Origin of the sequence: Enterobacter sp. YSU (assembly GCF_016082135.1) — a bacterium.
GTDB classification, from domain to species: Bacteria; Pseudomonadota; Gammaproteobacteria; order Enterobacterales; family Enterobacteriaceae; genus Enterobacter; species Enterobacter hormaechei_C.
Window position 1 is genome coordinate 2,672,305 of the sequence record NZ_CP059487.1, and the last position, 23,427, is coordinate 2,695,731.

The window sequence follows — 23,427 nt, forward strand, 5'->3', positions numbered from 1 at the left end:
GCCGGGTGGCGGCTTCGCCTTACCCGGCCTACACTCTGCGCGCCTTGAGCGCTAGATGACGCCATCCCCGCCGTCTGAACACCACACCTGCCCGGAGGTGTATGAACACTCATCCGAGGCCAGGGTGACATACAGCGGTGCGATCTCCACGGGCTGTCCCGGGCGTCCCAGAGGGGTACTCTCGCCAAAATGTTTCACTTTTTCCTGTGGCTGCCCACCGCTGGGCTGAAGCACGGTCCAGTAAGGTCCCGGCGCTACCGCGTTCACGCGGATCCCCTTCGGTCCCAGCTGTTTCGCCAGCGCTTTGGTGAACACCGCGAGACAGGCTTTGGTCTGCGCATAGTCAAGCAGTACGGCGCTCGGTTTAACCGCCTGAACGGAGGAGGTGTTAATGATGGAAGCGGGGGCTTTCATGTGGCGCAACGCCGTCTTTGTGATCCAGAAAGGCGCATAGACGTTGGTCTTAAAGGTCGCGTCAAAATCTTCCGTGGTCAGTTCTTCCAGCGACTCACGGTACTGCTGGCGGCCTGCGTTATTCACCAGGATATCCAGCCCGCCCAGTTTTGAGACGGCCTGCTCCACAAGGCGCTGACAAAAAGTTTCGTCCCGCACATCGCCCGGAAGCGCGACGGCATTCCGTCCTTCCGCTTTAATCAGGGCGATGACTTCCGCTGCGTCTTCTTCCTCTTCCGGCAAATAGTTAATCGCGACATCTGCCCCTTCGCGGGCATAGGCAATGGCTACCGCGCGTCCGATGCCGGAATCGCCCCCGGTAATCAGCGCCTTCTTACCGGCAAGACGACCATGCCCTTTGTAGCTCTTCTCGCCGTGGTCGGGTACGGGTTCCATCTCTGAGGCCAGGCCCGGTGGCGTCTGGGGCTGCTCCGGGAAAGGTGGCGTTGGGTAAGCGTTCGTACGTTGTTCATTATCACTCATAGCTAACTCCTTGTTAGGGGTGAGATTTGATGGATAGTTACAGCGTTAACGCTTCGCTGAATTATTTTTGCAAGTGGCTGACCCGCACTACGGGTGGGGATGATTTTTTATCGAGCGAGCCGCTAATACTGATCATGTTGTCAGGTTCCACGGTTCTGTCGTCAAATACGGCTTTCGGGATAATAACGTCGATTTTCCCGGTTTTATCCTGGAATACGTATTTATCGCCATTGCCATCAATAAGATTGCCGCGCAATGAAATAGAGGCACCATCATGCATCTCTTTCGCCTGAGTAATAGTCATAATGCGCGCATCATCGGTACCACGATAACCGCTGTCCAGCGCATGCGGCGGTGGCGGCGCATCACCCTTTTGTAACCCGCCGTTATTATCTGCCCATGCAGTAGGGATAATTAATATAAACAAGGCTGAAATCACTGATAATTTCATCTGATACCCTTCATTTTGGATGTCTTGACTTATTAAGTATTGTTGCTATTCCTTTATGTGGCAAATGTGATAAGTCTTAAAAGCATTTGCACAGAAAAATCAAAAATTTCGGCAATTAAGCGAAACGGTGACCACAGCCATGGAACCAAAAAATGAAAAAGTGCCTGGGATAAAAGAGAGTAGCCGTTTACTGACGTTTGAGTATGCATTTCGCCAGGTGGGTTTTATTGTGCTGTTAGCTATTATCGTGGCCGCGATAGCCGGCCTGTTTTCCAGCGGCGCGGTCAGCGACGTGGAGAAAACAAACGAAGCAAATTCCCTGACCCTGAGCTATGAGCGCTTCGGTCGCCGCCAGACCGAATCGCGGATGGCACTGACGTTTCCGGTGACGTCTGAGGGGAAATATACCCTCAGCATGACCAGCGAAAGCAGCGACGCGTATGAGCCAGGCAGCGTCTGGCCACAGCCGGACAGCATGTACAGCCGGGGGAATACCCTGTTTCTCGTCTACGATCGTTTACAACAGACCGATAAATTTACCGTTTTGTTATTTATCACGCCGTCAAAAGCAGGGAAGTGGACAAACAGCATCCGCGTAAACAACGAGCCAGATATCCATTTCTGGCAGTTTATTTACCCCTAGGAGTCGAATATGGACATGGTTTTTCGTGCCCTGGCAATTTACCTGTTTCTGGTCATTGTGTTTAAAGTTGCCGGGCGACGCGCCCTGCTACAAATGACCAGTTTTGACCTTATTTTGCTCTTAATTATCAGTGAGGCGACACAACAGGCGCTGCTTGGCGAAGATTTCTCCGTCACCGGCGCGATGATTACAATAACGACGCTGGTGGTTGTGGATATTATTTTTGGCCTGCTGAAAAAATATTTTTCCACTGTCGAGAATATTCTTGATGGCACGCCGGTGATATTGGTGGAGAACGGTGTTCCCCTTGCCGATAAACTGAAAAAGGTCGATGTGTCCTGTGATGATATATTGGTATCAGCCCGCCAGAATCACGGTATTACAGAATTGAAGGAGATTAAATACGCTATTCTTGAGCGTAATGGTCATATTTCTATTATTCCTGACGAAAATTAAGGGGCAATGCGATGAGCAACCTTATTCACGACAGCAACAGCACCATCAGCGAGCTGACGAAAAAGCTCGCCACTCAGCTTACGGACAGAGGTTTGCGGTTAACCACCGCAGAGTCCTGTACCGGCGGCAATCTCGCTGTTGCGCTTTGTGCCGAAGAGAACACGGCGGAATTTTATGACGTTGGCATGGTGGTGTTCAGCGATGCGGCGAAGGAGAGGATCCTCGGCGTGCGGCACGAAACCATTGAGCGCTTCACCGCCGTCAGTGAACAAACGGTGACCGAGATGGCCGCTAAAATTCGCGAAATTGCCGAGGCGGATATCGGCCTTGCCATCAGCGGCTATGCGGGACCGGAAGGCGGCGACGATGGCACCGCAGCCGGTACGGTCTGCTTCGGCTGGAATATTCGCGGAAAGACGGAAACCCGCACCGTGCTGTTTTCCGGTGAATGTCAGGATGTGGTGGATAAAGCGGTGCGTTATTCCCTTTCTGAACTGATCGAAATACTCTCCGGCTGGGATAACGTCTGAAACAAGGGGAAAGGCTATGGCTGTGATCGTTATTACCGGCGGTACGGCGGGCGTGGGGAAAGCCACGGCGCTGCACTTTGCCAAAGCGGGCTACGATGTGGGTATCATTGCCCGCGACGAGCAGAGCCTGCGCTCCACAGAAGAGGAGTTGCGCCGTTTTGGGATCAACGCCCGTGCCGTTCAGGCCGACGTGGCGGACAGCAAGGCGGTGACCGATGCTGCTAACGAGATTGAATACCGGCTTGGGGCCATCGATGTCTGGGTGAATAACGCTATGGGCGGGATGCTGGCGCCGTTTCGCACCATGTCCCCGGAGGAGTTTCGCCGCGTCACCGAGGTGACCTATCTGGGCTATGTTAACGGCACCCGCGCCGCGCTGGAGTTAATGACCCCACGCGATCGCGGAACGATTATTCAGGTTGGCTCCGCGCTGGCCTACCGTTCCATTCCCTTGCAGTCAGCCTACTGCGGGGCGAAAGCCGCAATCCGCGGATTTACCGATGCTGTGCGCACCGAACTGATGCATGAAAACAGTCGGGTGCAGATCGCAATGGTACAGATGCCGGGCCTCAATACGCCGCAGTTTGAGTGGGCGAGGAATAAATTTGCCTGGGCGATGCGCCCGGTTCCTCCCGTGTTTCAGCCGGAAGTGGCGGCCAGCGCTATTTTTAAGGTGGCGCAGAAACCGGTGCGGGAACTGTGGGTGGGCAGCAGCACCGTCCAGTCGATTGTCGGGCAATTTCTTTTCCCCGGCTTTCTGGATCGGCTGATGGTTAAAAAGGCCTGGGAAGGGCAGATGACCGATACCTTAAATGCGGATGACCGTCAGGACTATCTGGATCAGCCGGTCAACGACCTGCATAAAATCCACGGGCACTTCACCGACGAAGCAAAAGAGCGCGCCATCAGCGTCACCTCCGGCATGCCGGGGAAAGTGCTGCTCGGCTCCCTTGCCGTCACGGGCGCGATTGTGGCCCGTCTGCTGCTCTCGCGGAGACGATAATCAGCGCAGTGCGGTACGATCGGTCCAGAACCAGCGGTAGCCATAGCCGCTGAGGTTAAGCGCGACGGTTTTGCCGCACACCAGCGCGTCGCTGTAGCGTTTGTCCGCCAGGCAGGCGGTCCAGGTCGCATGCCGGATCCCTCTGGCGGTAAAATTAACGGGCTTATCGCTGAAGTTAACGAAGGTCAGAATGCTGCGCGTGTCGGTTTCGTAATAGATCCCCAGTACCGCATCGCTGTCGATATTAATAAGACGAAACGGCGCGACGCCGATCTCAGGGAACTCCGAGCGCGTATTGGCGATATCGATAATGCAGTGCAGGAGTGAGTTGCGGTGCAACAGCGAATCCGCCACGTTGATTTTTTGATAGCGGTACGGGCCATGGTCAATCATCGGGGCGATAAAGGTTTCCGGGTCGGCGTCTGAGAAACCGCCGCCTTGCGATCCGGCCCACTGCATCGGGGTGCGTACGGCGTAACGCTCCTCCAGATCCAAATCATCCCCCATGCCAATCTCATCCCCGTAGCGCATGACCGGTACGCCCGGCAGCGAAAACAAGACCGCGTGGCAAAAGGCCAGCCGCTTTCGATCGCCATTAAGCATCGGCGCCAGACGGCGGCGGATACCTCGCTGATACACACTCATCTCTTCGTCAGGGGCAAAGGTATCGATGACGGTTTGCTTCGCTTTTTTACCTATCCCTTCCAGATCCAGCTCATCATGATTGCGCAGCCAGTTGGCGAAGCAGCAGGAGTCCGGCGGCACAATCATCTTCTTCACCGCGTTGCGCAGCGGTCGTGCGCTCTTCTCTGCCAGGCTGACGTAAAAGTACTTATTGAGCCAGAAATTCAGCACCAGGTTGAGCCGGTCGTTCTGACCAAAATAATCTTTGTAGGCCTCGACCTCCACGTCGACTTCGCCGAGCAGGATCGCGTCCGGGTTACGCTGCTCGATAAGACGGCGCAGATGTTCAAGGATCCACAGGCCGCGTTTTTCATCCCCACGTCCGGCCTGTTTTGTCAGGTGCGATGCCGCATCCAGGCGAAAGCCCGACACCCCGAGCTTTAGCCAGAAGATGATGATGTTCTCAACCTCCTTCAGCACCGCAGGGGAGGCCAGATTGAGATCCGGCTCGTGGTGATAAAACATATGCCGGTAGTATTGCCCCGCCTCGTCGTCCCATGTCCAGATGCTCTTCTCCACGCCGGGAAACATCGGCGGCGTATCGTCGTCGTCCGTGTCGGACCACAGGTAATAGTCACGGTAGGGTGACTGGGGGTTGCGGCGGGCCTGTTGAAACCAGGGATGCGCATCCGAGGTATGCTGGATCAGCAGCTCAATAATGACCTGCATCCCCAGCTCCCGCGCCTGTTCAATAAAGGCGATGATATCGTTGAGCTTGCCGAAGCGGGGATCGACCTGCAAATGGTCGCTCACGTCATAGCCTTCATCGAGAAAAGGCGTGAGGTAAAACGGGGTGATCCAGATAACCGTCGCGCCCATCCGACGGATGTAGCGCAGCTTCGCGGTGATTCCGGCGATGTCGCCACAGCCATCGCCGTTAAGATCGTAAAACAGGGCGGTATCAATCTGGTAAATAATGGCGCGTGTATGCCAGCCTGCCATAGCAATCCTTAATGATAACCTTCGGTATCAGACACTTTGCCCCGGAAGACGTAATAGCTCCAGGCGGTATAAACCAGGATCACCGGGATGATTAACAGCGTACCAATCAGCATAAACAGCTGGCTGGCAGGCGGCGCGGCGGCTTCCCACAGGGTGATGTGCGGCGGAATAATGTGTGGCCACAGGCTGATGCCCAGGCCGCTAAAGCCGAGGAAGATCAGGCCCAGCGTTAACAGGAACGGACGGGCATGGCTGTCAGGATTGCGCGTCAGCCGCCAGATCCACAGGCTGAATACCGCGACCAGAACCGGAACTGGCAGGAACCAGAAGAAGTTAGGCAGAGTAAACCAGCGCTCGGCGACAAACTGCCAGCCGAGCGGGGTCCAGATACTTACCACCGCAATAACGGTAATCAGCGCCAGCAGCACGTGGCGGGTCAGCTCGCGCATCCGGTTTTGCAGCGCGCCTTCGCTTTTCATGATCAGCCACGTGGTAGCCAGCAGGGTATAGGCGACAATTAAGCCCAGCCCGCAGAACAGATTAAACGGGGTGAACCAGTCCAGCGAGGAGCCCACAAAGCGACGCCCTTCCACGTCAAAGCCGTTGATCATCGCGCCAACCACGATCCCCTGGCTGAAGGTTGCCAGCAGGGAACCGCCGGCAAAGGAGTAGTCCCAGAATTTGCGGTGTGAAGGGGTCGCCTTAAAGCGAAACTCAAACGCCACCCCGCGGAAAATAAGCCCGATCAGCATGGCCGTCAGCGGGATGGTCAGGGCATCGATAATCACTGCGTAGGCCAGCGGAAACGCGCCGAACAACCCTGCACCGCCGAGAACCAGCCAGGTTTCATTTCCGTCCCAGACCGGGGCGACGCTGTTCACCATCACGTCGCGCTCTTTGGCATCGCCCACAAAGCTGAACAGCATGCCGATACCGAGATCGAAACCGTCCATGATGATGTACATCAGCGTGGCGAAGACAATAATGGCAAACCAGATGACCGGGATATCGACGCCCATCAGATCTTCTCCTCTTCCGGAACGGACTCGGCGGCGGACAGCGGACGGGCAGGGGTGCCCGACGTATTAGACGTTAGCGTGCCCACAGGCTGCGGACCTTTCTTAATCAACCGGGCGAGATACACATAACCCACGCCAAACACCGAACAGTAGACCACGATAAAGGCCAGCAGGCTGATGCTCATCTGCAACGTGCTGTGCAGAGACACCGCATCTATCGTGCGCAGATAGCCGTAAACGACCCACGGCTGGCGGCCCACTTCGGTGGTGACCCACCCGGCGAGCAGCGCGAGCAATCCGGCAGGCCCCATACAGAGGGCAAACCAGTGGAATGGCCGCGAGTGATAGAGTCGACGGCGATAGCGCAGCCAGACGCTCAGCACGCCAAGGGTAATCATCAGCAGCCCCATGCCGACCATAATGCGGAAGGACCAGAAGACGATGAGCGAGTTAGGGCGGTCCTCTTTCGGGAAATCCTTCAGCGCCGGGACCTGTTTATCCAGGCTGTGCGTCAGGATCAGGCTGCCGAGCGCGGGAATTTCAAGCCCGTATTTGGTGCGCTCCTCTTCCATATCCGGTACGCCAAACAGCAGCAGCGGGGTGGCCTCGCCGGGCGGGTTTTCCCAGTGGCCTTCAATCGCGGCGATTTTGGCAGGCTGGTGCTCAAGCGTATTCAGGCCGTGCATATCCCCAACCACGGCCTGAATGGGCGCGACCAGCAGCGCCATCCACATGGCCATGGAGAACATTGTGCGAATAGCGGGCGTATCGTTACCCCGCAGCAGATGCCATGCCCCGGATGCGCCCACAAACAAGGCGCTGCACAGGAAGGCGGCGATGGACATATGGATCAGGCGGTAAGGGAATGAGGGGTTAAAGATAATGGCCAGCCAGTCTTCGGGAATGACCTGACCGTTCTGAATACTGAAGCCCTGCGGGGTGTGCATCCAGCTGTTGGAGGCGAGGATCCAGAAGGTGGACATCAGCGTGCCCAGCGCCACCATGCAGGTGGCAAAGAAGTGCAGGCCGGGGCCGACCTTATTCCAGCCGAACAGCATTACGCCTAAGAAACCAGCTTCCAGGAAGAAGGCGGTTAGTACTTCATAGGTGAGCAGAGGGCCGGTTATGCTGCCTGCGAACTGGGAAAAGCCGCTCCAGTTAGTCCCAAACTGGTAAGCCATGACCAGCCCGGAAACCACGCCCATACCAAAGTTGACGGCGAAAATTTTCAGCCAGAAATGGTATAGCGAGCGCCAGACATCATTTTTGGTGCGAAGCCACATGCCTTCGAGAACCACCAGATAGCTCGCAAGCCCGATGGTGATCGCCGGGAAGAGAATATGAAAAGAGACGGTAAAGGCGAACTGTATCCTGGCCAGATGAAACGCATCAAGCTCGAACATGCTCCGTACCTCTGGAACTGATAACGCACAAGGCATTGCCAGACAGCCTCAGGCTGCCTGGCAAAACCGGTTACGGTTTTTTCTTACCTGCGCCAAGCTCGGCACCGGTAAGCGGATCGGCATTGGGGTCGGATTTCGTGCGTGCGCACATCGCTTTGACCAGCGTTTCCTGCTCTGTAGTGAGCGTTACGCTTGCGCCGCCGCCACCGCCATCGACCGCTGGCTGAGGAGATTCCACGTAGTCGAAGTGCTTATCGCTGTTCCAGCTGCCGCGAACTTCTCCCCCCTCAGACATATTGTAGTACTTGTTGGTGTACTCTTCGATTGGCGGCAATTTACCTGGTGGGAAATTGTTACGGATCGACTGGAGCGCCTTCTCAAACGAGAGCTGGTGTGCTGCCTCACGCGTCATTAAAAACGCCAGCGCATCTTTAACACCCGGATCGTCCGTTACGTTAATAAGCCGTTCGTAGATAATTTTGGCGCGCGCCTCGGCCGCTATGTTAGAGCGCAGATCCGCGGTCGGTTCGCCAATGGTATCCACGTACGCCGCCGTCCACGGTACGCCTGCGGAGTTAGTAAGCGGAGTACCGCCGCCGTAGAGCAGGGAGGTGATATGACTGTCGTTGCCGTTCTCGGTCATGGAGCGGTACAGTTCCGCTTCATTTTCAACGCCTTCCGCCAGTTCGCCTTTCGCACCCTTATTGAGCATACCCACCAGGGTGCCGATAATTTCCAGGTGACTTAACTCCTCGGTCGCGATATCCATCAGCATATCTTTACGACCGGGATCGTCGTCGCTTAATCCTTGCGTAAAGTAACGACATGCCGCGGCAAGTTCGCCCTGTGGCCCGCCAAACTGCTCAAGCAGAAGATTGGCCAGGCCCGGATTCGGTTCGGCTACGCGTACCGTGTATTGCAGCTGTTTTACGTGTCGAAACATACATTCTCCCTATTTCGTTATTTTTTCGCTTCAACGCCGTCCGCGTCGGAGCGCAGCAGGAACTGTTCCGTCGTCTGTGGAATATGCTGGAGCAGCCAGTCTGCCATCTGGCGCTCTTCTTCCAGAATGGATTCAAGGGCTGGAATGGAGGCGGTATCGCCTGCTTGTTTGGCCGCAGCCAGCAGAGAGGTGTAGCAGGCAATTTCAAACTGCTCAAAAACGTAGCCGCTGATGGAGCCTTTAACAATTTCGTCGGAAGGGAACATGCCGCCAATGGACTGGCCGAGCGCCGCCATTTTGCTCATGGAATCTTTTATGACCGAACGGGAAATATCATTGCGGTCGAGAATTTCTTCCAGCACGGTAATTTGGTGTTTAGTTTCATTAACGTGTTGTTCAATTCGTGCACGTAAGTCGGGATAATTATCAATACGGCTGGCCATTGATTCCAGCATGGATTCGGCTTGCTTTTCCATCGCATGGGCATCGCGTAGCCAATCATGGTAGTGTTCTACATGATTCATAATTAACTCCTGTGATTTATTTTCTGGTTAATTTTTGGTGCTGATGCTCATCAGATATTAATTATCCTTTCTGGGCTTTTTGATTAATATTACCGACAGCCAGATCGGTTAATTTAAGATCGGTTTCTTTTTCTTCTTCCAGCGTTTCGGCAAGAAGTTTAACGGCTTTTTTATAGCCTAATTGTTCAGCCAGGGTGGCCAGGGTGCCGTAGCTAGCAATTTCGTAGTGTTCAACTTTCTGTGCGGCAGCAATTAATGCAGCGTCACGTACTTCATTTTTCTCAGTGCTCTCAATAACTTCGTTGGCTTCTTCAATTAAGCCTTCCATCGCAACGCATTTCATGCGCTTCAGTTTGAGGCCGGATTCCTGCTCAATAATCTGATCGATACGTTCGATCTGTCCCTGCGTCTCTTCGAGGTGAGCCGTGAACGCGGCACTCAGCTTCTCGCTGGATGCGGCGCGAGCTAATTTGCTTAGCGCGCGGGTCAGCTGCTTCTCAGCGCTGTAGGTGTCGGATAACAGGTGAATAAATACATCTTCAACAGTTTTCATATTCATATTTTCGCTCCAGTGAAATAAAGGGAAGGTACTGCGAGCCGACGGGCCCGCAGTATGCTCTCGGTATATTTATAAGAGCTTTAAATAAGATCAGGAGTTATCAGATTTACGGCCTCCGCCGTGACTGCTCTGTCCCCCTTTCTTACCCGCTTCAGATGCGCGTTGCGGATCGTTTTTGAAATTACCGCCGCTGTGCTGGCCGCCTTTACGTCCAGCTTCTGATGCCTTTTCACGGTCTTCAGCGAAATTACCGGAACCACCACGATGTTGCTCTGCCATATATCAACCCTCATGTTGCGTTTATGTCAGGAGATACGATAAGTAATTCGTATCAGTTGTCGTTCAGAAATTAACATTAGTCGTTATGTGAGAAGAGTCAAATTTCTTGTTTGGGTTGTTTTACGGTAATTTTGCAGGGAATGAAGAAATACCGCTTCGTTACGAGTTTTAAAAACGAATGGGAAATCCATCAGTTAGATGAAAATAAAACCGGAGGTTAAGATTGCGCTTAGCTAATAATCCTAATGTGAACGTGGCGGGAATTATTACAAGAATTGACACAGCGCAAAAATATATCTTCGCAACGGGTGTTCTTGTATTCGGAATAATCCTATGAACGTGACGAAGTCATGCGCTGAAAAGAGTGTGGCTAAACCTCGTTTTTGACGTGGTCAGGTGGATCGGGTGAGGGTATGCTTCTTTTGTCACCACAATAATTACAGAGGCAATGTCATGGATCAGGAGCTACTGGATGCGGGGTACCGGGCCTATACCGGTGAGAAAATCGATGTCTACTTCAACACCGGGATCTGCAAACACTCGGGCAACTGCGTGCGCGGCAGCGCGAAGCTGTTCGATCTGAAGCGTAAACCGTGGATCGCGCCGGATGAAGTAGATGCAGAAACGGCTATGCGCGTAATTGATACCTGCCCGAGCGGCGCGCTGAAGTACCGCCAAAAATAAGTGAGGAACCATGGAAATTCTTGAAGGCCATAACAAGTTTTACGTCAACGACGCCGAAGGCAATCAGGTAGCGGAGATCGTCTTTGTCCCGACCGGCGAGCATCTGAGCATCATTGAGCACACCGATGTGGATCCGAGCCTGAAAGGGCAGGGTGTGGGTAAACAGCTGGTGGCGAAGGTGGTAGAGAAGATGCGCGGTGAGAATCGTAAAATTATCCCGCTGTGTCCATTTGCGAAGCATGAGTTTGATAATACGCGGGAGTATGACGATATTCGGGCGTGACTTTCTGATAAAGCCTTCTTTGCCAGGACCGTAGGATTGTTCCGTTCACTACAGCATCTTTGCTATCTGAAACGCCCGCTGCGGTGAACGTGTTAAGGGGGCTATCGCCGCCCCCTTAACAATCCCGGCTCCCGGCAGGAAAATCGCCGCTTCGCGGTGCCTTCATCTTATTCCTTACGGCTTATCGGGGACGGGCGGAGGTAACGTCCGTGTAAAGCCGCCCTCGACGCGCATCCATGCGCGTCGCCCCGGCCTCCAGGAAACGATTCGGCGATTTTCAGCCGGACTCATCCCTGCTCCAGCTTCTTCATTGCCTGAATGGGGCACGGGTGTTGAGTCCCCGCTAAAATCGGCGAGCCGGAGACCGGATGACAAGGGCTGGGCGCCATGGATGGCGACCAGAGGCGAATCGAGACAGGATGTCGAGTTGAGCCGACCGCAGGCAGACGGTCGGGAGGTGAGCGCAGTGCGAAGCACCGATTTTCCGCGGGGCCGCGGGGATTGATAAGGGGGCCGCGGTGGCCCCCTTATCCCGTTCACAGGTTCAGGGGTAAGATTAACAACCAATCGTAAGGTGAACGGAAAAACGACACACTCAACCCACAAACATCACCGACACACACAGCACACCCACAATCAGCGTCAGCAGGTTACCGATGGAGCGGTACGGTTTTAATGACGGGATCAGGTACGTCGACAGCGTCGGCATGATGAACAGGATCATGGCGATAAGCGGACCGCTGATGGCATAAATCATCGAGATGGCATTCGGGTTGATGCAGCAGACCGCAAAGGTAATCAGCGACACGCCGAGAATCGAAATCGCGCGGTTAAAGGCGCGGCTTTTCTTCACACCCACCTGATTCAGCGACGATTTCACAATTTCCGTTGCCCCTTCAATCACGCCAAAATAGGTGCCGAGGAACGATTTCGACATCGCAATAATCGCCACGATAATGCCGGAAATGCCCAGCCATGCCGGGGACGATGGCATCATCGACAGCGCGGACAGGATCGTCACCCCTTCCTCTTTTGCCGCCACGATATACGACGGTGGAATCGAAAGCAGGCAACTGAACACAAAGAACAGCACGCTGAGGCAGATGATCAGGTACGCCACTTTCATGATTTTTTTGCATTTACCCATCGCCTCTTCACCGTATTTCTCGCTACGGTCTACGGCGAAGGTCGAGATGATCGGAGTATGGCTAAAAGCGAAAACCATCACCGGGATCGAAATCCACACCTGGTGCAGCGTATGCTGGTCGAAGGCCATCTGGCTGGTCAGCAGCGACGGCTGCCAGCTGCCCGTCAGATACAGCGAGACAAACAGGAAATAGGCGATCAGCGGAAAGACAAGGAAACCCATCACCTTAATGGTGATGTGCCGGCCCATCAGGAAGATCAGATTCAAAATCAGCACCACGCCAAAGCTCACCAGCATCCGCATGCCGGTATCCACCGTCATCCGTTTCGCCAGCTGTTCAGTGAGTGAGTTGGTTATCGCCACCGCGTAAATCAGAACTACCACAAAGAAGGCCACAAAATAGAGCGTGGTGATCAGGTTGCCGATCTTTTTGCCGTAGTAATGCGAAACGGCACCGGTGATCCCTTCGTTGCCTTTCGTCTTCGACGACAGAATAAATTGCGCCAGCGCTTTATGCGGCCAGTAGGTTAAGGGATACGCCACAAGGGCGGTGATCAGCAGGACAATCGCGCCAGCAGAGCCGAGCTGAATGGGCAAGAACAGGGTTCCTGCGCCCACGGCAGTGCCGTAGAGGGCGAAACTCCAGAGAGTCTCTTCTTTTGACCAAATTTTCGACATTAGAGCAACGTATCAACTATAAAACGAACAAAAAGGAGTGCAATTTACCATAATTATGCGTTGAGGTCGCCGTTGCTTCGCAGGGGGTGGGCCGGAGCAGGTCTCCGGCCGGAAGGTTATTCGCTTGCCAGGGCGCGTCGTTGCTGGCGGCGCTTGATGATTTTCTCCCGCAGAGTGTCGTACGCCCAGTTGTAGAGCATGGTGTACGGCAGGAAGAACAGAAAGAAACCAATTTCCAGGGTAAAAGCCTGGAGCAGCGTCACGCCCAGCACGGCGGCAACGATGGTTACGCCAATCACAATAAAGCCGCATTCAAAACCCAGGGCATGCAGGGCGCGCACTTTCGCCGTGCGCTTCACCCGCTGGACGGGCCAGAAACGGTCGAAGCCAAAGTTATAGATAATGTTCCAGAGCATTGCCGTGGTCGCCAGAATAATGGTGAGACCCCCCATTTCAACCACCGAGCGCTGCATTAGCCACGCGGCCGTCGGGGCGAGGATCGCCGTAGCAATGCCTTCAAAACAGACGGCATGGAAGATCCGCTCCGGCAATTTACGTTGGAGTGCATCCTGATGTTGCATATTTACCTCATATAGACGCCAGTATGGGCGTTGATGCCGCCTATTCTTATCGTTTAAGGTGATATATAAAAGATGGTATCCATCGATAAAGTAGATACATCATGCGTTACTCTCCCGAAGCACTGACCGCGTTTGTTGAAACTGTCGCCGCAGGTTCGTTTTCTGCTGCGGCACGGCGGCTGCGTAAAAGCCAGTCCACCATCAGCACCTCCATTGCCAACCTTGAAGCTGACCTTGGCTTTGAGCTGTTCGATCGCTCGGCGCGTCACCCGGTATTAACCGCCCAGGGTGAACAGGTGCTGGGCTATGTCCAGTCGATACTCGCCGCCAGCGCGCGCCTGGATGAGCTGGCCGTATCTTTAACCGCGCAAACGGAGGCGCGTTTTACCTTTGTTCTCTCCGATACGCTTAACCCGGCCGTGCTGGAACAGATGATGAGCCAGTTCGACCAGCGTTTTCCGCACACGGAATTTGAGTGCCTGATTGGAGAAGAGGAGGACGTGATCGATCTGCTGCAAAAGGAGCGGGCGCAAATTGGCCTGACGGAAGCGCGCGACAGCTACCCGACCGATATTGGCGCGACCCGTCTGCCTATGCAGACGCGGATGGCCATCTACGTTTCTGCCGGACATCCTCTGGCAGGGCAACATGAGACGCAGGCGGACGAGCTGCATGGCTGGCGCGAGCTGCGGCTGAGCACCTATCTTGAACGGGAAGCGCCCCTTTCGCGCGGGCCGGTCTGGTCTGCGCCGAATTACCTGTTACTGCTGAGCATGGCGGTACAGGGCTTTGGCTGGTGCGCGTTACCCTGCGCGCTGGTCGACGAATTTGCCGCGTCGAAATCGCTGGTGCAGCTGAACGTGCCGGGCTGGCCGAGGTCGATTGCCATCGATCTGGTATGGAACAAACGAACCCCGCCCGGCGTCGCCGGAAGCTGGCTGCGCCAGTACTTGCAGGACGCACGATAATCCTGTGACTAAACTCACTAATTTTAAACATTTGCGTCAATTGTTGATAACAATCCTCTACTATCGTCATGTCATTTTGCACAGAGGTCGTGATGAAAGATGTCGTTATAGTGGGTGCGTTACGTACGGCTATCGGCTGTTTTCAGGGAGCGCTTGCGCGTCACTCTGCGGTTGATCTTGGCAGCGTGGTGGTAAGAGCGCTGGTGGAACGCAGCGGGATTGCCGCATATGAAATTGATGAGGTGATCCTGGGCCAGGTGCTGACCGCTGGCGCGGGACAAAACCCTGCGCGCCAGGCGGCGCTGAAGGGCGGCCTGCCTAATACCGTTTCGGCAATTACCATCAACGATGTCTGTGGTTCAGGTTTGAAAGCGCTCCATCTTGCAACGCAGGCCATCCAGTGTGGTGAAGCGGATGTGGTCATTGCCGGCGGGCAGGAGAATATGAGCCGCGCCCCGCATGTCCTGACCGACAGCCGGACCGGCGCGCAGCTCGGGAACAGTCAGCTGCTTGACAGCCTGGTTCACGACGGGCTGTGGGACGCCTTCAACGACTACCATATGGGCGTAACGGCGGAAAACCTGGCGCGGGAATACGGTATCAGCCGCGAGCTTCAGGATGCATATGCCCTCAGCTCACAGCAAAAAGCGCGTGCAGCGATCGACTCCGGGCGTTTTCGCGATGAAATTGTCCCGGTCAGTACCCAGCGCCAGAACGGTGAAGCGCTCATCGTCGATACCGACGAGCAGCCGCGCACCGATGCCAGCGCAGAAGGGCTGGCAAAACTCGATCCGGCCTTTGAAACGCTCGGTTCCGTAACGGCAGGCAACGCCTCATCCATTAACGACGGTGCGGCGGCGGTGATGATGATGAGTGAAAGCAAAGCCCAGGAGCTGGCGCTGCCGGTGCTGGCGCGGATCAAAGCGTTTGCCAGCGTGGGCGTTGATCCCGCGTTAATGGGGATCGCCCCGGTCTATGCCACGCGCCGCTGCCTGGAGCGGGCGGGCTGGGAGCTGAACGATGTGGATCTGATTGAGGTCAACGAAGCTTTTGCTGCACAGGCGATCTCGGTCGGGAAAATGCTGGAATGGGATCCGCTGCGGGTCAACGTCAACGGCGGAGCCATCGCGCTGGGCCATCCCATTGGCGCCTCCGGCTGCCGCATTCTGGTGTCGCTGGTCCACGAAATGAAAAAGCGTAACGCCCGAAAAGGGATCGCAACGCTCTGTATTGGCGGGGGGCAGGGGGTGGCCCTGGCTATCGAACGGTAATTTCTCCCTCTGCGCACAGAAAACCTCCCACGGGAGGTTTTTTTGTGTCCGCAGAATCCTTTTTTAACACTTATGCGTTCTTTCTGAAGCCCGCAATAATTATTGCGCGGTTAATTATTTGCTTTGTGAAGTGCTTAATGTGATCTCACGCCTGAAATTTACGGTTAATACCCTTTTTTTGTTGATGGGGTTCACGTCAATCTTTGCCAAAAAAAATGAAACAAATAATTTCGATCCTTGTCACTAAAATAACGGTGCATAAAAAATAAACTCAAGTTTCATAAAAACGAAACGTTATTTTAATTGAGGGTTTTTTCATGTTTAAGAAATCTCTGCTCCTTGCTTCCCTTATTAGTGCCTCTTTTGCGGCTAGCGCCGTTACCGTCGATCTGCGTCACGAATATATTGACAGCGGCTCGAATGCCGACCGTGTTGCCGTCTCGCACCGCTTTGATAATGGCTTCGGTTTTTCAGTCGAGGCGAAGTGGAAATCAGGCGGGGACAAGGCAGATCAGCCATTCGCGGATGTAGTGGGGAACGGTCACGAAGATCAGATTAGCTGGCGCTGGAAAGCGACAGACAATATCGCCCTGACCCCTGCGTTTACGATTGAAAGCACAGACAGTCGCACCATTTATAAACCGAATCTGCATGTGCAATATAGCTTCGATAATGGCTTCTACGTGGCTGCGCGTTACCGTTACGAATATACCCGCTACCCGTCAAGCTCAAATAAGGACGACGATAAAGTTAACCGTGGCGATGCGTGGGTCGGTTGGGTATTAGGTGACTGGCGTACCGAGCTGAACTATGTTTACGCGAAAAGTTCTGAAGGCGTGGCCCGAAATAACAATAAAGATTATTCCAACGAATATAACGCCAAGCTGGCCTACAAATGGGATAAAAACTGGGCGCCGTATGTGGAGGTGGGTAACGTGGGGGTTAAAGACACGGACGAACGCCAGACCCGTTTCCGTTTAGGCGTGGCGTACTCCTTCTGATAATTTATCTTCTTCGCTAAAACTGCCGGGTGGCGCTTCGCTTACCCGGCCTACACCTTCTTATCCGACCTACACCTTCCTTCCAATCCGTCGTTTCGTAGGCCGGGTAAGCGAAGCGCCACCCGGCAAAAAGCGCCGCGCAATCACCCAAAAAAAAGCCCTCCGAATCGGAGGGCAAGGCCAGTTACAGAAACACTAACTCAAGTCAGGCATGCAACATTTCAGGTTGCTCGGGGAGTTTCGCGATATAGAGGGCCGGTTTGCCGTCTTTATCGGAACTGTACAGCACCGCTTTTTCGTCCGGCGTGAAGGACGGATGCGGGTGGGTTACCTGGCGGCTGTTCGCCACCGTAGCCCATGAGGTGTCATGACGGGCGATGCGGTAACAGGCTTTTTTCGCCACGTCAAAGGCATACAGATAAGGATCGTTATCAATGGTGTAGCCGCCGGTGTCTTTCACATCGACAGGCGTACCGGAGCCGTCGCCAACCAACAGGGTGCCGTCGACGTTGCTCATCAGGTGCGAACAGGCGGGCATATTCATTACCGCTTCATTCACGCCGGTGTCCGGGTTGAAGCGGGAGATGGTGCGCCCTTGCTGACCTTTCAGGTAAGAAACGTAGATCAGCGCGGACCCGTCCGGCACCCAAAATTCATGTGTACAGCTTTCACCTTCCGCGTGCGTTTTCACTTTCCGCACGTTGCTGCCATCTTCGTTCACCAGCCACATGCGGGCGTCGACCAGGTCGTGCGGCCCTTCATGACAGAAGGCCACGGTATTGTCATCGAACGGGCGATATATCGGATGTCCCAGCCAGATCTTCTCGTCATGAATGGTGGTGCTTTCACCCGTTTTCAGATCAACGCGCAGCAGGCGGCAGTGCGGCCCTTTGTGGAAGAAGTCGTGGAAAATTTTCCAGTCGTTGAGTGGCGTCCAGTCACGTCTGGCAATCTCAATACCCACCAGTTTGGTGCAGTCGCTGTTCGCGACCCAGGTGCCGTAGCCGACCCACTCTTCCGGGACGCGGTACACTTCGCGCTCTGCCAGCGTCTGTAAATCCACCTCCAGCAGGGTGCGATCGTTCTTCACATAGTAGAGGGATTTATCGTCCGGAGAGAGGAACCCGCCAAAGGTGTTATCGCCCGCGCCTTCGGTCAACTGTACCGCTTCGGCGTTTTTCAGATCCAACAGGTAATAGTTCCAGTGACCGTCGAACTCCCCGGCGAACAGCAGGTGGCTGCCATCGTTAAAGAAGCACTTCTGGTAAAAGTAGTTGCGATGACAGGTTACTTCCGGTGGGGTCAGGCGGGTGACTTCCACGCCTGTATCCGGATCGCGGCTGACCTCATAGTTCAGCTTGACCCGCATACCTTTAGCCATAATGCACTCCTTTGAACGCGTAATGTAGGTTGAAAACTAGGTGATAAATTATCAAAACGTTGTTTCATTATGTGTGACTGACAGCGCACTTTCTCAGTTTCATTAACCAGATTGAGGGTCTTAAAGATTTATCGTGATCGAAACACCATTTCTGGCATAAACAAGCAGAAAAAATGAAACGTTGTTTTAAATGCAATTGAAAACCCCGTGGTCAGGGGATAATATGTGTTCATCACGAAAACGGAACGTTGTTTCGTTAATTATCTTTGCCTTCGGGCACGATCAATTCTGGAGGTTTACGTGGACGTCAGACAAAGCATCCACAGTGCGCACGCTAAAACGCTGGATACTCAGGGGCTGCGCAGTGAGTTTTTAGTTGAGCAAGTGTTCGAAGCCGACAAGTACACCATGGTCTACAGCCATATTGACCGCATTATTGTGGGCGGGATTATGCCGGTGGCGAAAACCGTCTCCGTGGGCGGTGAAGTGGGCAAACAGCTGGGCGTGAGCTACTTCCTCGAACGCCGTGAACTGGGCGTGATTAACATCGGTGGGCCGGGCACCATTACCGTTGATGGCCAGTGCTACGAAATTGGTCACCGCGACGCGCTGTACGTCGGCAAAGGCGCGAAAGAAGTGGTGTTCGCCAGCATTGATGGCAGCAAACCGGCGAAGTTTTACTACAACTGCGCCCCGGCTCATACGACTTACCCCACCAAAAAAGTCACGCCAGCGGATGTTGCCCCTGTGACCCTTGGCGATAACCTCACCAGCAACCGTCGCACCATCAACAAATACTTTGTTCCGGATGTGCTGGAAACCTGTCAGCTCAGCATGGGGCTGACCGAGCTTGCGCCGGGCAACCTGTGGAACACCATGCCGTGCCATACCCACGAGCGCCGCATGGAGGTCTACTTCTATTTCAACATGGATGAAGACGCCTGCGTGTTCCACATGATGGGACAGCCGCAGGAGACGCGCCATATCGTTATGCACAACGAGCAGGCGGTCATTTCGCCGAGCTGGTCCATCCACTCTGGCGTGGGAACGAAAGCCTATACCTTTATCTGGGGTATGGTCGGTGAAAACCAGGTCTTCGATGACATGGACCACGTCGCTGTTAAGGATCTGCGCTAGTCGCAGGCAGTTAAGTATATATCTGCCTGTTGCTGACAGGCGCTGAACGATTAAGGAATAAACATGATTCTGGATGCATTTTCTCTGCAAGGTAAAGTGGCTGTGGTTTCCGGTTGTGACACCGGGCTGGGGCAGGGTATGGCGTTAGGTCTGGCTGAAGCGGGCTGCGATATCGTCGGGATTAACATCGTTGAGCCAACGGAAACCATCGAGCGCGTTACCGCACTGGGCCGCCGTTTCCTGAGCCTGACCGCGGACCTGCGCAAAATCGATGCGATCCCTGAGCTGCTGGATCGCGCGGTGGCGGAGTTTGGGCATATCGATATTCTGGTCAACAACGCCGGCCTCATCCGTCGTGAAGACGCGATTAACTTCAGCGAAACGGACTGGGACGACGTGATGAACCTGAACATCAAGAGCGTGTTCTTTATGTCCCAGGCGGCTGCGAAGCACTTCATCGCCCAGGGGAAAGGGGGCAAGATCATCAATATTGCCTCCATGCTCTCTTTCCAGGGCGGCATCCGCGTGCCGTCTTACACCGCATCGAAGAGTGCCGTGATGGGCGTGACCCGTCTGCTGGCGAACGAGTGGGCGCAGCACAACATCAACGTCAACGCGATTGCGCCGGGCTACATGGCCACCAACAATACCCAGCAGCTGCGTGCGGATGAAGAGCGCAGTGCAGCTATCCTGGAGCGTATTCCAGCGGGCCGCTGGGGTCTGCCGAGCGATCTGATGGGCCCGGTTGTGTTCCTGGCGTCCCCGGCTTCGGATTACATTAACGGCTACACCGTTGCCGTTGACGGCGGCTGGCTGGCACGATAATTCAGCCCGAATCAAGAACCTCTGCCCTCGGGTGGAGGTTTTTTTTGCGCCAAAATTGGCTTTATCCATATCCTTAAAGATGAAAAATCCATACTGAAAAGGAATGAATGACAGGTATCACACATTTATTGCTTAAATATTAACTAATTAATAAAAAATAAGGTTAAACCACCCTGATTTGAAATTGTAATGTCCATCACAGATCGGTATGTCGTAGCGAAATAATCCATATCTTCACCAGTTCCGGCCTGACACTTTCTTCCGGTATCTCGTAATTTCACTTAACGAATTTCGCTGTTGAGGCAGGAAACTATGACATCTGTAAATGACTCTACCCTTATGCCCGCTGCGCTGCGCGATACCCGACGCATGAACCAGTTTGTTTCTGTTGCGGCCGCCGTAGCCGGTTTACTGTTTGGTCTGGATATCGGCGTTATCGCTGGCGCACTGCCCTTTATTACCGACCACTTTACGTTAAGCAACCGCCTGCAAGAGTGGGTGGTGAGCAGCATGATGCTGGGTGCGGCCATCGGCGCACTGTTTAATGGCTGGCTGTCGTTCCGTCTCGGGCGCAAATACAGCCTGATGGTTGGGGCGATCCTGTTTGTTGCCGGTTCCATTGGCTCGGCGTTTGCCATCAACGTTGAGGTGCTGCTGCTCTCCCGCGTGCTGCTGGGCGTGGCGGTGGGTATCGCGTCCTACACCGCGCCGCTTTACCTCTCCGAAATGGCGAGCGAAAACGTGCGCGGGAAGATGATCAGCATGTACCAGCTGATGGTGACGCTCGGTATCGTGCTGGCGTTCCTGTCGGATACATACTTCAGCTACAGCGGCAACTGGCGGGCAATGCTTGGCGTGTTGGCGCTGCCTGCGGTGCTGCTGATTGTGTTAGTCATTTTCCTGCCGAACAGCCCGCGCTGGCTGGCGCAAAAAGGGCGTCACGTGGAGGCGGAAGAGGTGCTGCGCATGCTGCGCGACACGTCTGAAAAAGCGCGTGAAGAGCTGAACGAAATCCGCGAGAGCCTGAAGCTGAAGCAGGGCGGCTGGTCGCTGTTTAAGGCAAACCGCAACGTGCGCCGCGCGGTGTTCCTCGGCATGCTGTTACAGGCGATGCAGCAGTTCACGGGGATGAACATCATCATGTATTACGCCCCACGCATCTTTAAAATGGCCGGTTTTACCACCACCGAACAGCAGATGATCGCCACGCTGGTGGTAGGGCTGACCTTTATGTTCGCCACCTTTATCGCGGTGTTCACCGTTGATAAGGCCGGACGTAAACCGGCCCTGAAAATTGGCTTTAGCGTGATGGCGCTCGGCACCTTAATACTCGGCTACTGCCTGATGCAGTTCGATAACGGCACGGCGTCAAGCGGCCTCTCTTGGCTCTCCGTCGGCATGACCATGATGTGCATCGCCGGTTACGCGATGAGCGCCGCGCCGGTGGTGTGGATCCTGTGCTCTGAAATTCAGCCGCTGAAATGCCGTGACTTTGGTATCACCTGTTCCACCACCACCAACTGGGTGTCGAACATGATCATTGGCGCGACCTTCCTGACGCTGCTGGATGCGATTGGCGCGGCAGGCACCTTCTGGCTCTATACGGTGCTGAACGTGGCATTTATCGGCGTGACCTTCTGGCTGATTCCGGAAACCAAAGGCGTGACCCTGGAGCATATTGAACGCAAGCTGATGAGAGGGGAGAAACTACGTAATATCGGCGTGTAATGTCATTGCCCGGTGGCGCTTCGCTTACCGGGCCTACGATACCGTGTAGGCCCGGTAAGGCGTAGCCGCTACCCGGCTTTGTGTTTACCGCATCGCACGTCTCAAAATACGCTCCGCCTGACGCTGGAAGTCAGCGGCCGTCTCTTCCACGGTTTTCTGCCCGTAGTCGATATACTGCAAAGAAGTACCGAACTGCGCCACAATCTGTGGGTCGTCAAAGTATGGCGAGACGGTGAGTTTCGCCGGCAGCGACTGCGCCAGGCGCAGGCCCGCCACGGATGGATCGTCCTCTTTAATGGTGCCGTCTTCGGTCAGATACTGCACCGCCACTTTGCTCAACGGCACGCCGCGCTCAAGACCTAGCGTATCAACCCCTTCTTTGCTGTTGAGCAGGAAGTTAATCAGCTTCGCTGCCGCTTCCGGGTTTTTGGTTGTCTTACCAATCGACAGCATCTGCGCCGGTTTGAAGAACAGACCCGCGTCGGTGGCGCCCGGCAGCATTGGGTAGCTGCCCAGCTCCAGTTTCGCCGGTGGCTTCAGGTTGTCGGAATATTTGTTGATGGTGGAGTTCCACATGTAGGTGCCGCCCCATTCACCCTGGATCCACGGCTTCATCTCATACATGTTGCTCTTACCGAACGAGGCATAGTATTTGGTGTCCGGCATGACGTGGCTGTCGATCAGCTTTTTGTAGGTCTGGAAAAACTCCACCCACTGTTCCTTTGTGTAGCTGAACTTTTTGGTTTTCTCATCCACCGCAGGAATGTTGTACTTCTGGATCATGTACGAATTCAGCAGCGCCAGCGTATCCTGGTGCTCCAGGATCACCGGATAGTATTGCTTGCCGAGCTTGCTCTCGAAGGTTTTACCGGCCGCCATCAGCTCGTCCCAGGTTTTCGGGTACGCAATACCCGCTTTTTTCCAGGTTTCGTCATTGAAGTAGAACACGCGCGCCGTCACCGAGATCGGAATGCCGTTCAGCTTGCCGTCCACGGTGGTGGTTTGCAGCTCTTTGGGATCGAACTGCGACAGGTCGATCACGTCCTTCATCTTGTTCAGATCGTAGAAGCCGTCACCGGTTTTGGAGAAGATCGGCAGCCAGTTCCAGTTGGTCTGCATCACGTCCGGCTCGGTGCCGCCCGCAATCTGGGTGGTCAGACGGGAGAGGTGACCGTCCCAGCCGGTGTATTCCGCTTTTACGTTGATGTCCGGGTTCTGCTTATGGAACTCTTCCAGCGCTTTCAGAGTGACCTGGTGACGGCCATTGCCGCCCCACCAGGACATCCGTAAATCCACATTCTGCGCCATCGATGGCAAAGCGGTAAGGCCCAGGGTCGCGGAGATTGCTGCGCTTAAAAGCACTTTTTTCAT

At 54.6% G+C, this 23,427-nt stretch carries 25 protein-coding genes; 12 read left to right on the forward strand and 13 right to left on the reverse strand.

Features of this window, described 5'->3' with window-relative positions; genetic code table 11:
• Positions 1 to 51: 51 nt before the first annotated feature.
• Positions 52 to 936, reverse strand: a complete 885-nt coding sequence (locus tag H2Z33_RS13030) for an SDR family oxidoreductase (RefSeq protein ID WP_063134858.1) — start codon at positions 934 to 936, stop codon at positions 52 to 54.
• A 61-nt stretch (positions 937 to 997) separates the two neighbouring features.
• Complete coding sequence (locus H2Z33_RS13035) at positions 998 to 1,387, reverse strand: YdeI family stress tolerance OB fold protein (protein ID WP_032649404.1); 390 nt, start codon at positions 1,385 to 1,387, stop codon at positions 998 to 1,000.
• A 139-nt stretch (positions 1,388 to 1,526) separates the two neighbouring features.
• On the opposite strand from H2Z33_RS13035, the gene H2Z33_RS13040 reads away from it, so the two are divergent.
• The 4 genes from H2Z33_RS13040 to H2Z33_RS13055 are packed head-to-tail and all read left to right on the forward strand — an operon-like array spanning position 1,527 to position 4,019.
• Positions 1,527 to 2,030, forward strand: a complete 504-nt coding sequence (locus tag H2Z33_RS13040; RefSeq protein ID WP_047636533.1) for a hypothetical protein — start codon at positions 1,527 to 1,529, stop codon at positions 2,028 to 2,030.
• A 9-nt stretch (positions 2,031 to 2,039) separates the two neighbouring features.
• A complete protein-coding gene (locus H2Z33_RS13045; RefSeq protein WP_006811854.1) occupies positions 2,040 to 2,486 on the forward strand; it encodes a DUF421 domain-containing protein in 447 nt (148 codons plus the stop codon).
• 11 nt (positions 2,487 to 2,497) lie between these two features.
• Positions 2,498 to 3,016, forward strand: a complete 519-nt coding sequence (locus H2Z33_RS13050; protein ID WP_017382875.1) for a 2-oxo-tetronate isomerase — start codon at positions 2,498 to 2,500, stop codon at positions 3,014 to 3,016.
• A gap of 16 nt (positions 3,017 to 3,032) precedes the next feature.
• Positions 3,033 to 4,019 carry an SDR family oxidoreductase gene (locus H2Z33_RS13055; RefSeq protein WP_015571781.1) on the forward strand — a complete coding sequence of 329 codons (987 nt, stop codon included), beginning with the start codon at positions 3,033 to 3,035 and terminating at the stop codon, positions 4,017 to 4,019.
• Here the strand turns inward: H2Z33_RS13055 and H2Z33_RS13060 are convergent, their stop codons facing one another.
• The 7 genes from H2Z33_RS13060 to H2Z33_RS13090 form a co-directional block, all read right to left on the reverse strand.
• On the reverse strand, positions 4,020 to 5,645 hold the full coding sequence (locus H2Z33_RS13060; RefSeq protein WP_063134859.1) for an alpha-amylase family protein: 1,626 nt from the start codon (positions 5,643 to 5,645) through the stop codon (positions 4,020 to 4,022). It abuts the gene before it with no gap.
• Between the two features lie 8 nt (positions 5,646 to 5,653).
• Entirely contained in the window at positions 5,654 to 6,664 is a 1,011-nt protein-coding gene (gene cydB / locus H2Z33_RS13065; protein ID WP_063134860.1) for a cytochrome d ubiquinol oxidase subunit II, read from the reverse strand.
• Positions 6,664 to 8,067, reverse strand: coding sequence for a cytochrome ubiquinol oxidase subunit I (locus H2Z33_RS13070; RefSeq protein ID WP_017382872.1), 1,404 nt, complete (start codon positions 8,065 to 8,067; stop codon positions 6,664 to 6,666). The genes cydB and H2Z33_RS13070 overlap by 1 nt, the downstream gene beginning before the upstream one ends.
• A gap of 70 nt (positions 8,068 to 8,137) precedes the next feature.
• Entirely contained in the window at positions 8,138 to 9,010 is an 873-nt protein-coding gene (locus H2Z33_RS13075; protein ID WP_033487616.1) for a manganese catalase family protein, read from the reverse strand.
• A 17-nt stretch (positions 9,011 to 9,027) separates the two neighbouring features.
• Positions 9,028 to 9,534, reverse strand: a complete 507-nt coding sequence (locus H2Z33_RS13080) for a ferritin-like domain-containing protein (protein ID WP_017382870.1) — start codon at positions 9,532 to 9,534, stop codon at positions 9,028 to 9,030.
• A 61-nt stretch (positions 9,535 to 9,595) separates the two neighbouring features.
• Positions 9,596 to 10,093, reverse strand: a complete 498-nt coding sequence (locus H2Z33_RS13085; protein ID WP_003862851.1) for a ferritin-like domain-containing protein — start codon at positions 10,091 to 10,093, stop codon at positions 9,596 to 9,598.
• A 90-nt stretch (positions 10,094 to 10,183) separates the two neighbouring features.
• A complete protein-coding gene (locus H2Z33_RS13090; protein ID WP_015571775.1) occupies positions 10,184 to 10,372 on the reverse strand; it encodes a general stress protein in 189 nt (62 codons plus the stop codon).
• A 453-nt stretch (positions 10,373 to 10,825) separates the two neighbouring features.
• On the opposite strand from H2Z33_RS13090, the gene yjdI reads away from it, so the two are divergent.
• Positions 10,826 to 11,056 carry a 4Fe-4S mono-cluster protein YjdI gene (yjdI, locus tag H2Z33_RS13095; RefSeq protein WP_033487615.1) on the forward strand — a complete coding sequence of 77 codons (231 nt, stop codon included), beginning with the start codon at positions 10,826 to 10,828 and terminating at the stop codon, positions 11,054 to 11,056.
• A 10-nt stretch (positions 11,057 to 11,066) separates the two neighbouring features.
• Positions 11,067 to 11,339 carry a GNAT family N-acetyltransferase gene (locus tag H2Z33_RS13100; protein WP_003862848.1) on the forward strand — a complete coding sequence of 91 codons (273 nt, stop codon included), beginning with the start codon at positions 11,067 to 11,069 and terminating at the stop codon, positions 11,337 to 11,339.
• 595 nt (positions 11,340 to 11,934) lie between these two features.
• On the opposite strand, the gene H2Z33_RS13105 is transcribed toward H2Z33_RS13100, so the two are convergent.
• Entirely contained in the window at positions 11,935 to 13,164 is a 1,230-nt protein-coding gene (locus tag H2Z33_RS13105) for an amino acid permease (protein WP_063134861.1), read from the reverse strand.
• Between the two features lie 116 nt (positions 13,165 to 13,280).
• Positions 13,281 to 13,745, reverse strand: coding sequence for a multidrug/biocide efflux PACE transporter (locus H2Z33_RS13110; RefSeq protein WP_022651793.1), 465 nt, complete (start codon positions 13,743 to 13,745; stop codon positions 13,281 to 13,283).
• A gap of 101 nt (positions 13,746 to 13,846) precedes the next feature.
• Here H2Z33_RS13110 and H2Z33_RS13115 point away from each other — a divergent pair, with 101 nt between their 5' ends.
• The 3 genes from H2Z33_RS13115 (at position 13,847) to H2Z33_RS13125 (ending at position 16,985) form a co-directional block, all read left to right on the forward strand.
• Positions 13,847 to 14,713: a LysR family transcriptional regulator gene (locus H2Z33_RS13115; RefSeq protein ID WP_032649394.1), complete on the forward strand. Its 867-nt coding sequence runs from the start codon at positions 13,847 to 13,849 to the stop codon at positions 14,711 to 14,713.
• A 92-nt stretch (positions 14,714 to 14,805) separates the two neighbouring features.
• Positions 14,806 to 15,984, forward strand: a complete 1,179-nt coding sequence (locus H2Z33_RS13120) for an acetyl-CoA C-acetyltransferase (protein WP_063134862.1) — start codon at positions 14,806 to 14,808, stop codon at positions 15,982 to 15,984.
• A gap of 317 nt (positions 15,985 to 16,301) precedes the next feature.
• Positions 16,302 to 16,985 (forward strand): oligogalacturonate-specific porin KdgM family protein, encoded by a 684-nt coding sequence (locus H2Z33_RS13125; RefSeq protein ID WP_003862842.1) that lies wholly within the window; start codon positions 16,302 to 16,304, stop codon positions 16,983 to 16,985.
• Positions 16,986 to 17,190: 205 nt separating this feature from the next.
• Here the strand turns inward: H2Z33_RS13125 and H2Z33_RS13130 are convergent, their stop codons facing one another.
• Positions 17,191 to 18,366, reverse strand: coding sequence for an oligogalacturonate lyase family protein (locus tag H2Z33_RS13130; RefSeq protein WP_033487612.1), 1,176 nt, complete (start codon positions 18,364 to 18,366; stop codon positions 17,191 to 17,193).
• Between the two features lie 300 nt (positions 18,367 to 18,666).
• Between H2Z33_RS13130 and kduI the strand changes: the two genes are divergently transcribed.
• The 3 genes from kduI (at position 18,667) to H2Z33_RS13145 (ending at position 22,056) form a co-directional block, all read left to right on the forward strand.
• Entirely contained in the window at positions 18,667 to 19,503 is an 837-nt protein-coding gene (kduI, locus tag H2Z33_RS13135) for a 5-dehydro-4-deoxy-D-glucuronate isomerase (RefSeq protein ID WP_017382863.1), read from the forward strand.
• Between the two features lie 63 nt (positions 19,504 to 19,566).
• The gene (gene kduD / locus H2Z33_RS13140) at positions 19,567 to 20,328 is read left to right on the forward strand and encodes a 2-dehydro-3-deoxy-D-gluconate 5-dehydrogenase KduD (RefSeq protein WP_003862835.1); all 762 of its coding nucleotides are present in this window, start codon (positions 19,567 to 19,569) and stop codon (positions 20,326 to 20,328) included.
• Positions 20,329 to 20,640: 312 nt separating this feature from the next.
• Positions 20,641 to 22,056 carry a sugar porter family MFS transporter gene (locus tag H2Z33_RS13145; RefSeq protein WP_023295370.1) on the forward strand — a complete coding sequence of 472 codons (1,416 nt, stop codon included), beginning with the start codon at positions 20,641 to 20,643 and terminating at the stop codon, positions 22,054 to 22,056.
• Positions 22,057 to 22,140: 84 nt separating this feature from the next.
• Here the strand turns inward: H2Z33_RS13145 and H2Z33_RS13150 are convergent, their stop codons facing one another.
• Positions 22,141 to 23,427, reverse strand: a complete 1,287-nt coding sequence (locus H2Z33_RS13150) for an ABC transporter substrate-binding protein (protein ID WP_017382862.1) — start codon at positions 23,425 to 23,427, stop codon at positions 22,141 to 22,143.

Bases quoted from the DNA above. Each gene is read 5' to 3' on its own strand.
- H2Z33_RS13100 (WP_003862848.1), top strand. From the start codon at position 11,067: ATGGAAATTCTTGAAGGCCATAACAAGTTTTACGTCAACGACGCCGAA.
- yjdI (WP_033487615.1), top strand. From the start codon at position 10,826: ATGGATCAGGAGCTACTGGATGCGGGGTACCGGGCCTATACCGGTGAG.
- H2Z33_RS13125 (WP_003862842.1), top strand. From the start codon at position 16,302: ATGTTTAAGAAATCTCTGCTCCTTGCTTCCCTTATTAGTGCCTCTTTT.
- H2Z33_RS13150 (WP_017382862.1), bottom strand. From the start codon at position 23,427: ATGAAAAAAGTGCTTTTAAGCGCAGCAATCTCCGCGACCCTGGGCCTT.
- H2Z33_RS13040 (WP_047636533.1), top strand. From the start codon at position 1,527: ATGGAACCAAAAAATGAAAAAGTGCCTGGGATAAAAGAGAGTAGCCGT.
- H2Z33_RS13050 (WP_017382875.1), top strand. From the start codon at position 2,498: ATGAGCAACCTTATTCACGACAGCAACAGCACCATCAGCGAGCTGACG.
- H2Z33_RS13070 (WP_017382872.1), bottom strand. From the start codon at position 8,067: ATGTTCGAGCTTGATGCGTTTCATCTGGCCAGGATACAGTTCGCCTTT.
- kduD (WP_003862835.1), top strand. From the start codon at position 19,567: ATGATTCTGGATGCATTTTCTCTGCAAGGTAAAGTGGCTGTGGTTTCC.
- H2Z33_RS13060 (WP_063134859.1), bottom strand. From the start codon at position 5,645: ATGGCAGGCTGGCATACACGCGCCATTATTTACCAGATTGATACCGCC.
- H2Z33_RS13045 (WP_006811854.1), top strand. From the start codon at position 2,040: ATGGACATGGTTTTTCGTGCCCTGGCAATTTACCTGTTTCTGGTCATT.
- H2Z33_RS13055 (WP_015571781.1), top strand. From the start codon at position 3,033: ATGGCTGTGATCGTTATTACCGGCGGTACGGCGGGCGTGGGGAAAGCC.
- cydB (WP_063134860.1), bottom strand. From the start codon at position 6,664: ATGGGCGTCGATATCCCGGTCATCTGGTTTGCCATTATTGTCTTCGCC.
- H2Z33_RS13105 (WP_063134861.1), bottom strand. From the start codon at position 13,164: ATGTCGAAAATTTGGTCAAAAGAAGAGACTCTCTGGAGTTTCGCCCTC.
- H2Z33_RS13110 (WP_022651793.1), bottom strand. From the start codon at position 13,745: ATGCAACATCAGGATGCACTCCAACGTAAATTGCCGGAGCGGATCTTC.
- H2Z33_RS13035 (WP_032649404.1), bottom strand. From the start codon at position 1,387: ATGAAATTATCAGTGATTTCAGCCTTGTTTATATTAATTATCCCTACT.
- H2Z33_RS13145 (WP_023295370.1), top strand. From the start codon at position 20,641: ATGACATCTGTAAATGACTCTACCCTTATGCCCGCTGCGCTGCGCGAT.
- H2Z33_RS13075 (WP_033487616.1), bottom strand. From the start codon at position 9,010: ATGTTTCGACACGTAAAACAGCTGCAATACACGGTACGCGTAGCCGAA.
- H2Z33_RS13085 (WP_003862851.1), bottom strand. From the start codon at position 10,093: ATGAATATGAAAACTGTTGAAGATGTATTTATTCACCTGTTATCCGAC.
- H2Z33_RS13130 (WP_033487612.1), bottom strand. From the start codon at position 18,366: ATGGCTAAAGGTATGCGGGTCAAGCTGAACTATGAGGTCAGCCGCGAT.
- H2Z33_RS13115 (WP_032649394.1), top strand. From the start codon at position 13,847: ATGCGTTACTCTCCCGAAGCACTGACCGCGTTTGTTGAAACTGTCGCC.
- H2Z33_RS13030 (WP_063134858.1), bottom strand. From the start codon at position 936: ATGAGTGATAATGAACAACGTACGAACGCTTACCCAACGCCACCTTTC.
- H2Z33_RS13090 (WP_015571775.1), bottom strand. From the start codon at position 10,372: ATGGCAGAGCAACATCGTGGTGGTTCCGGTAATTTCGCTGAAGACCGT.
- H2Z33_RS13120 (WP_063134862.1), top strand. From the start codon at position 14,806: ATGAAAGATGTCGTTATAGTGGGTGCGTTACGTACGGCTATCGGCTGT.
- H2Z33_RS13080 (WP_017382870.1), bottom strand. From the start codon at position 9,534: ATGAATCATGTAGAACACTACCATGATTGGCTACGCGATGCCCATGCG.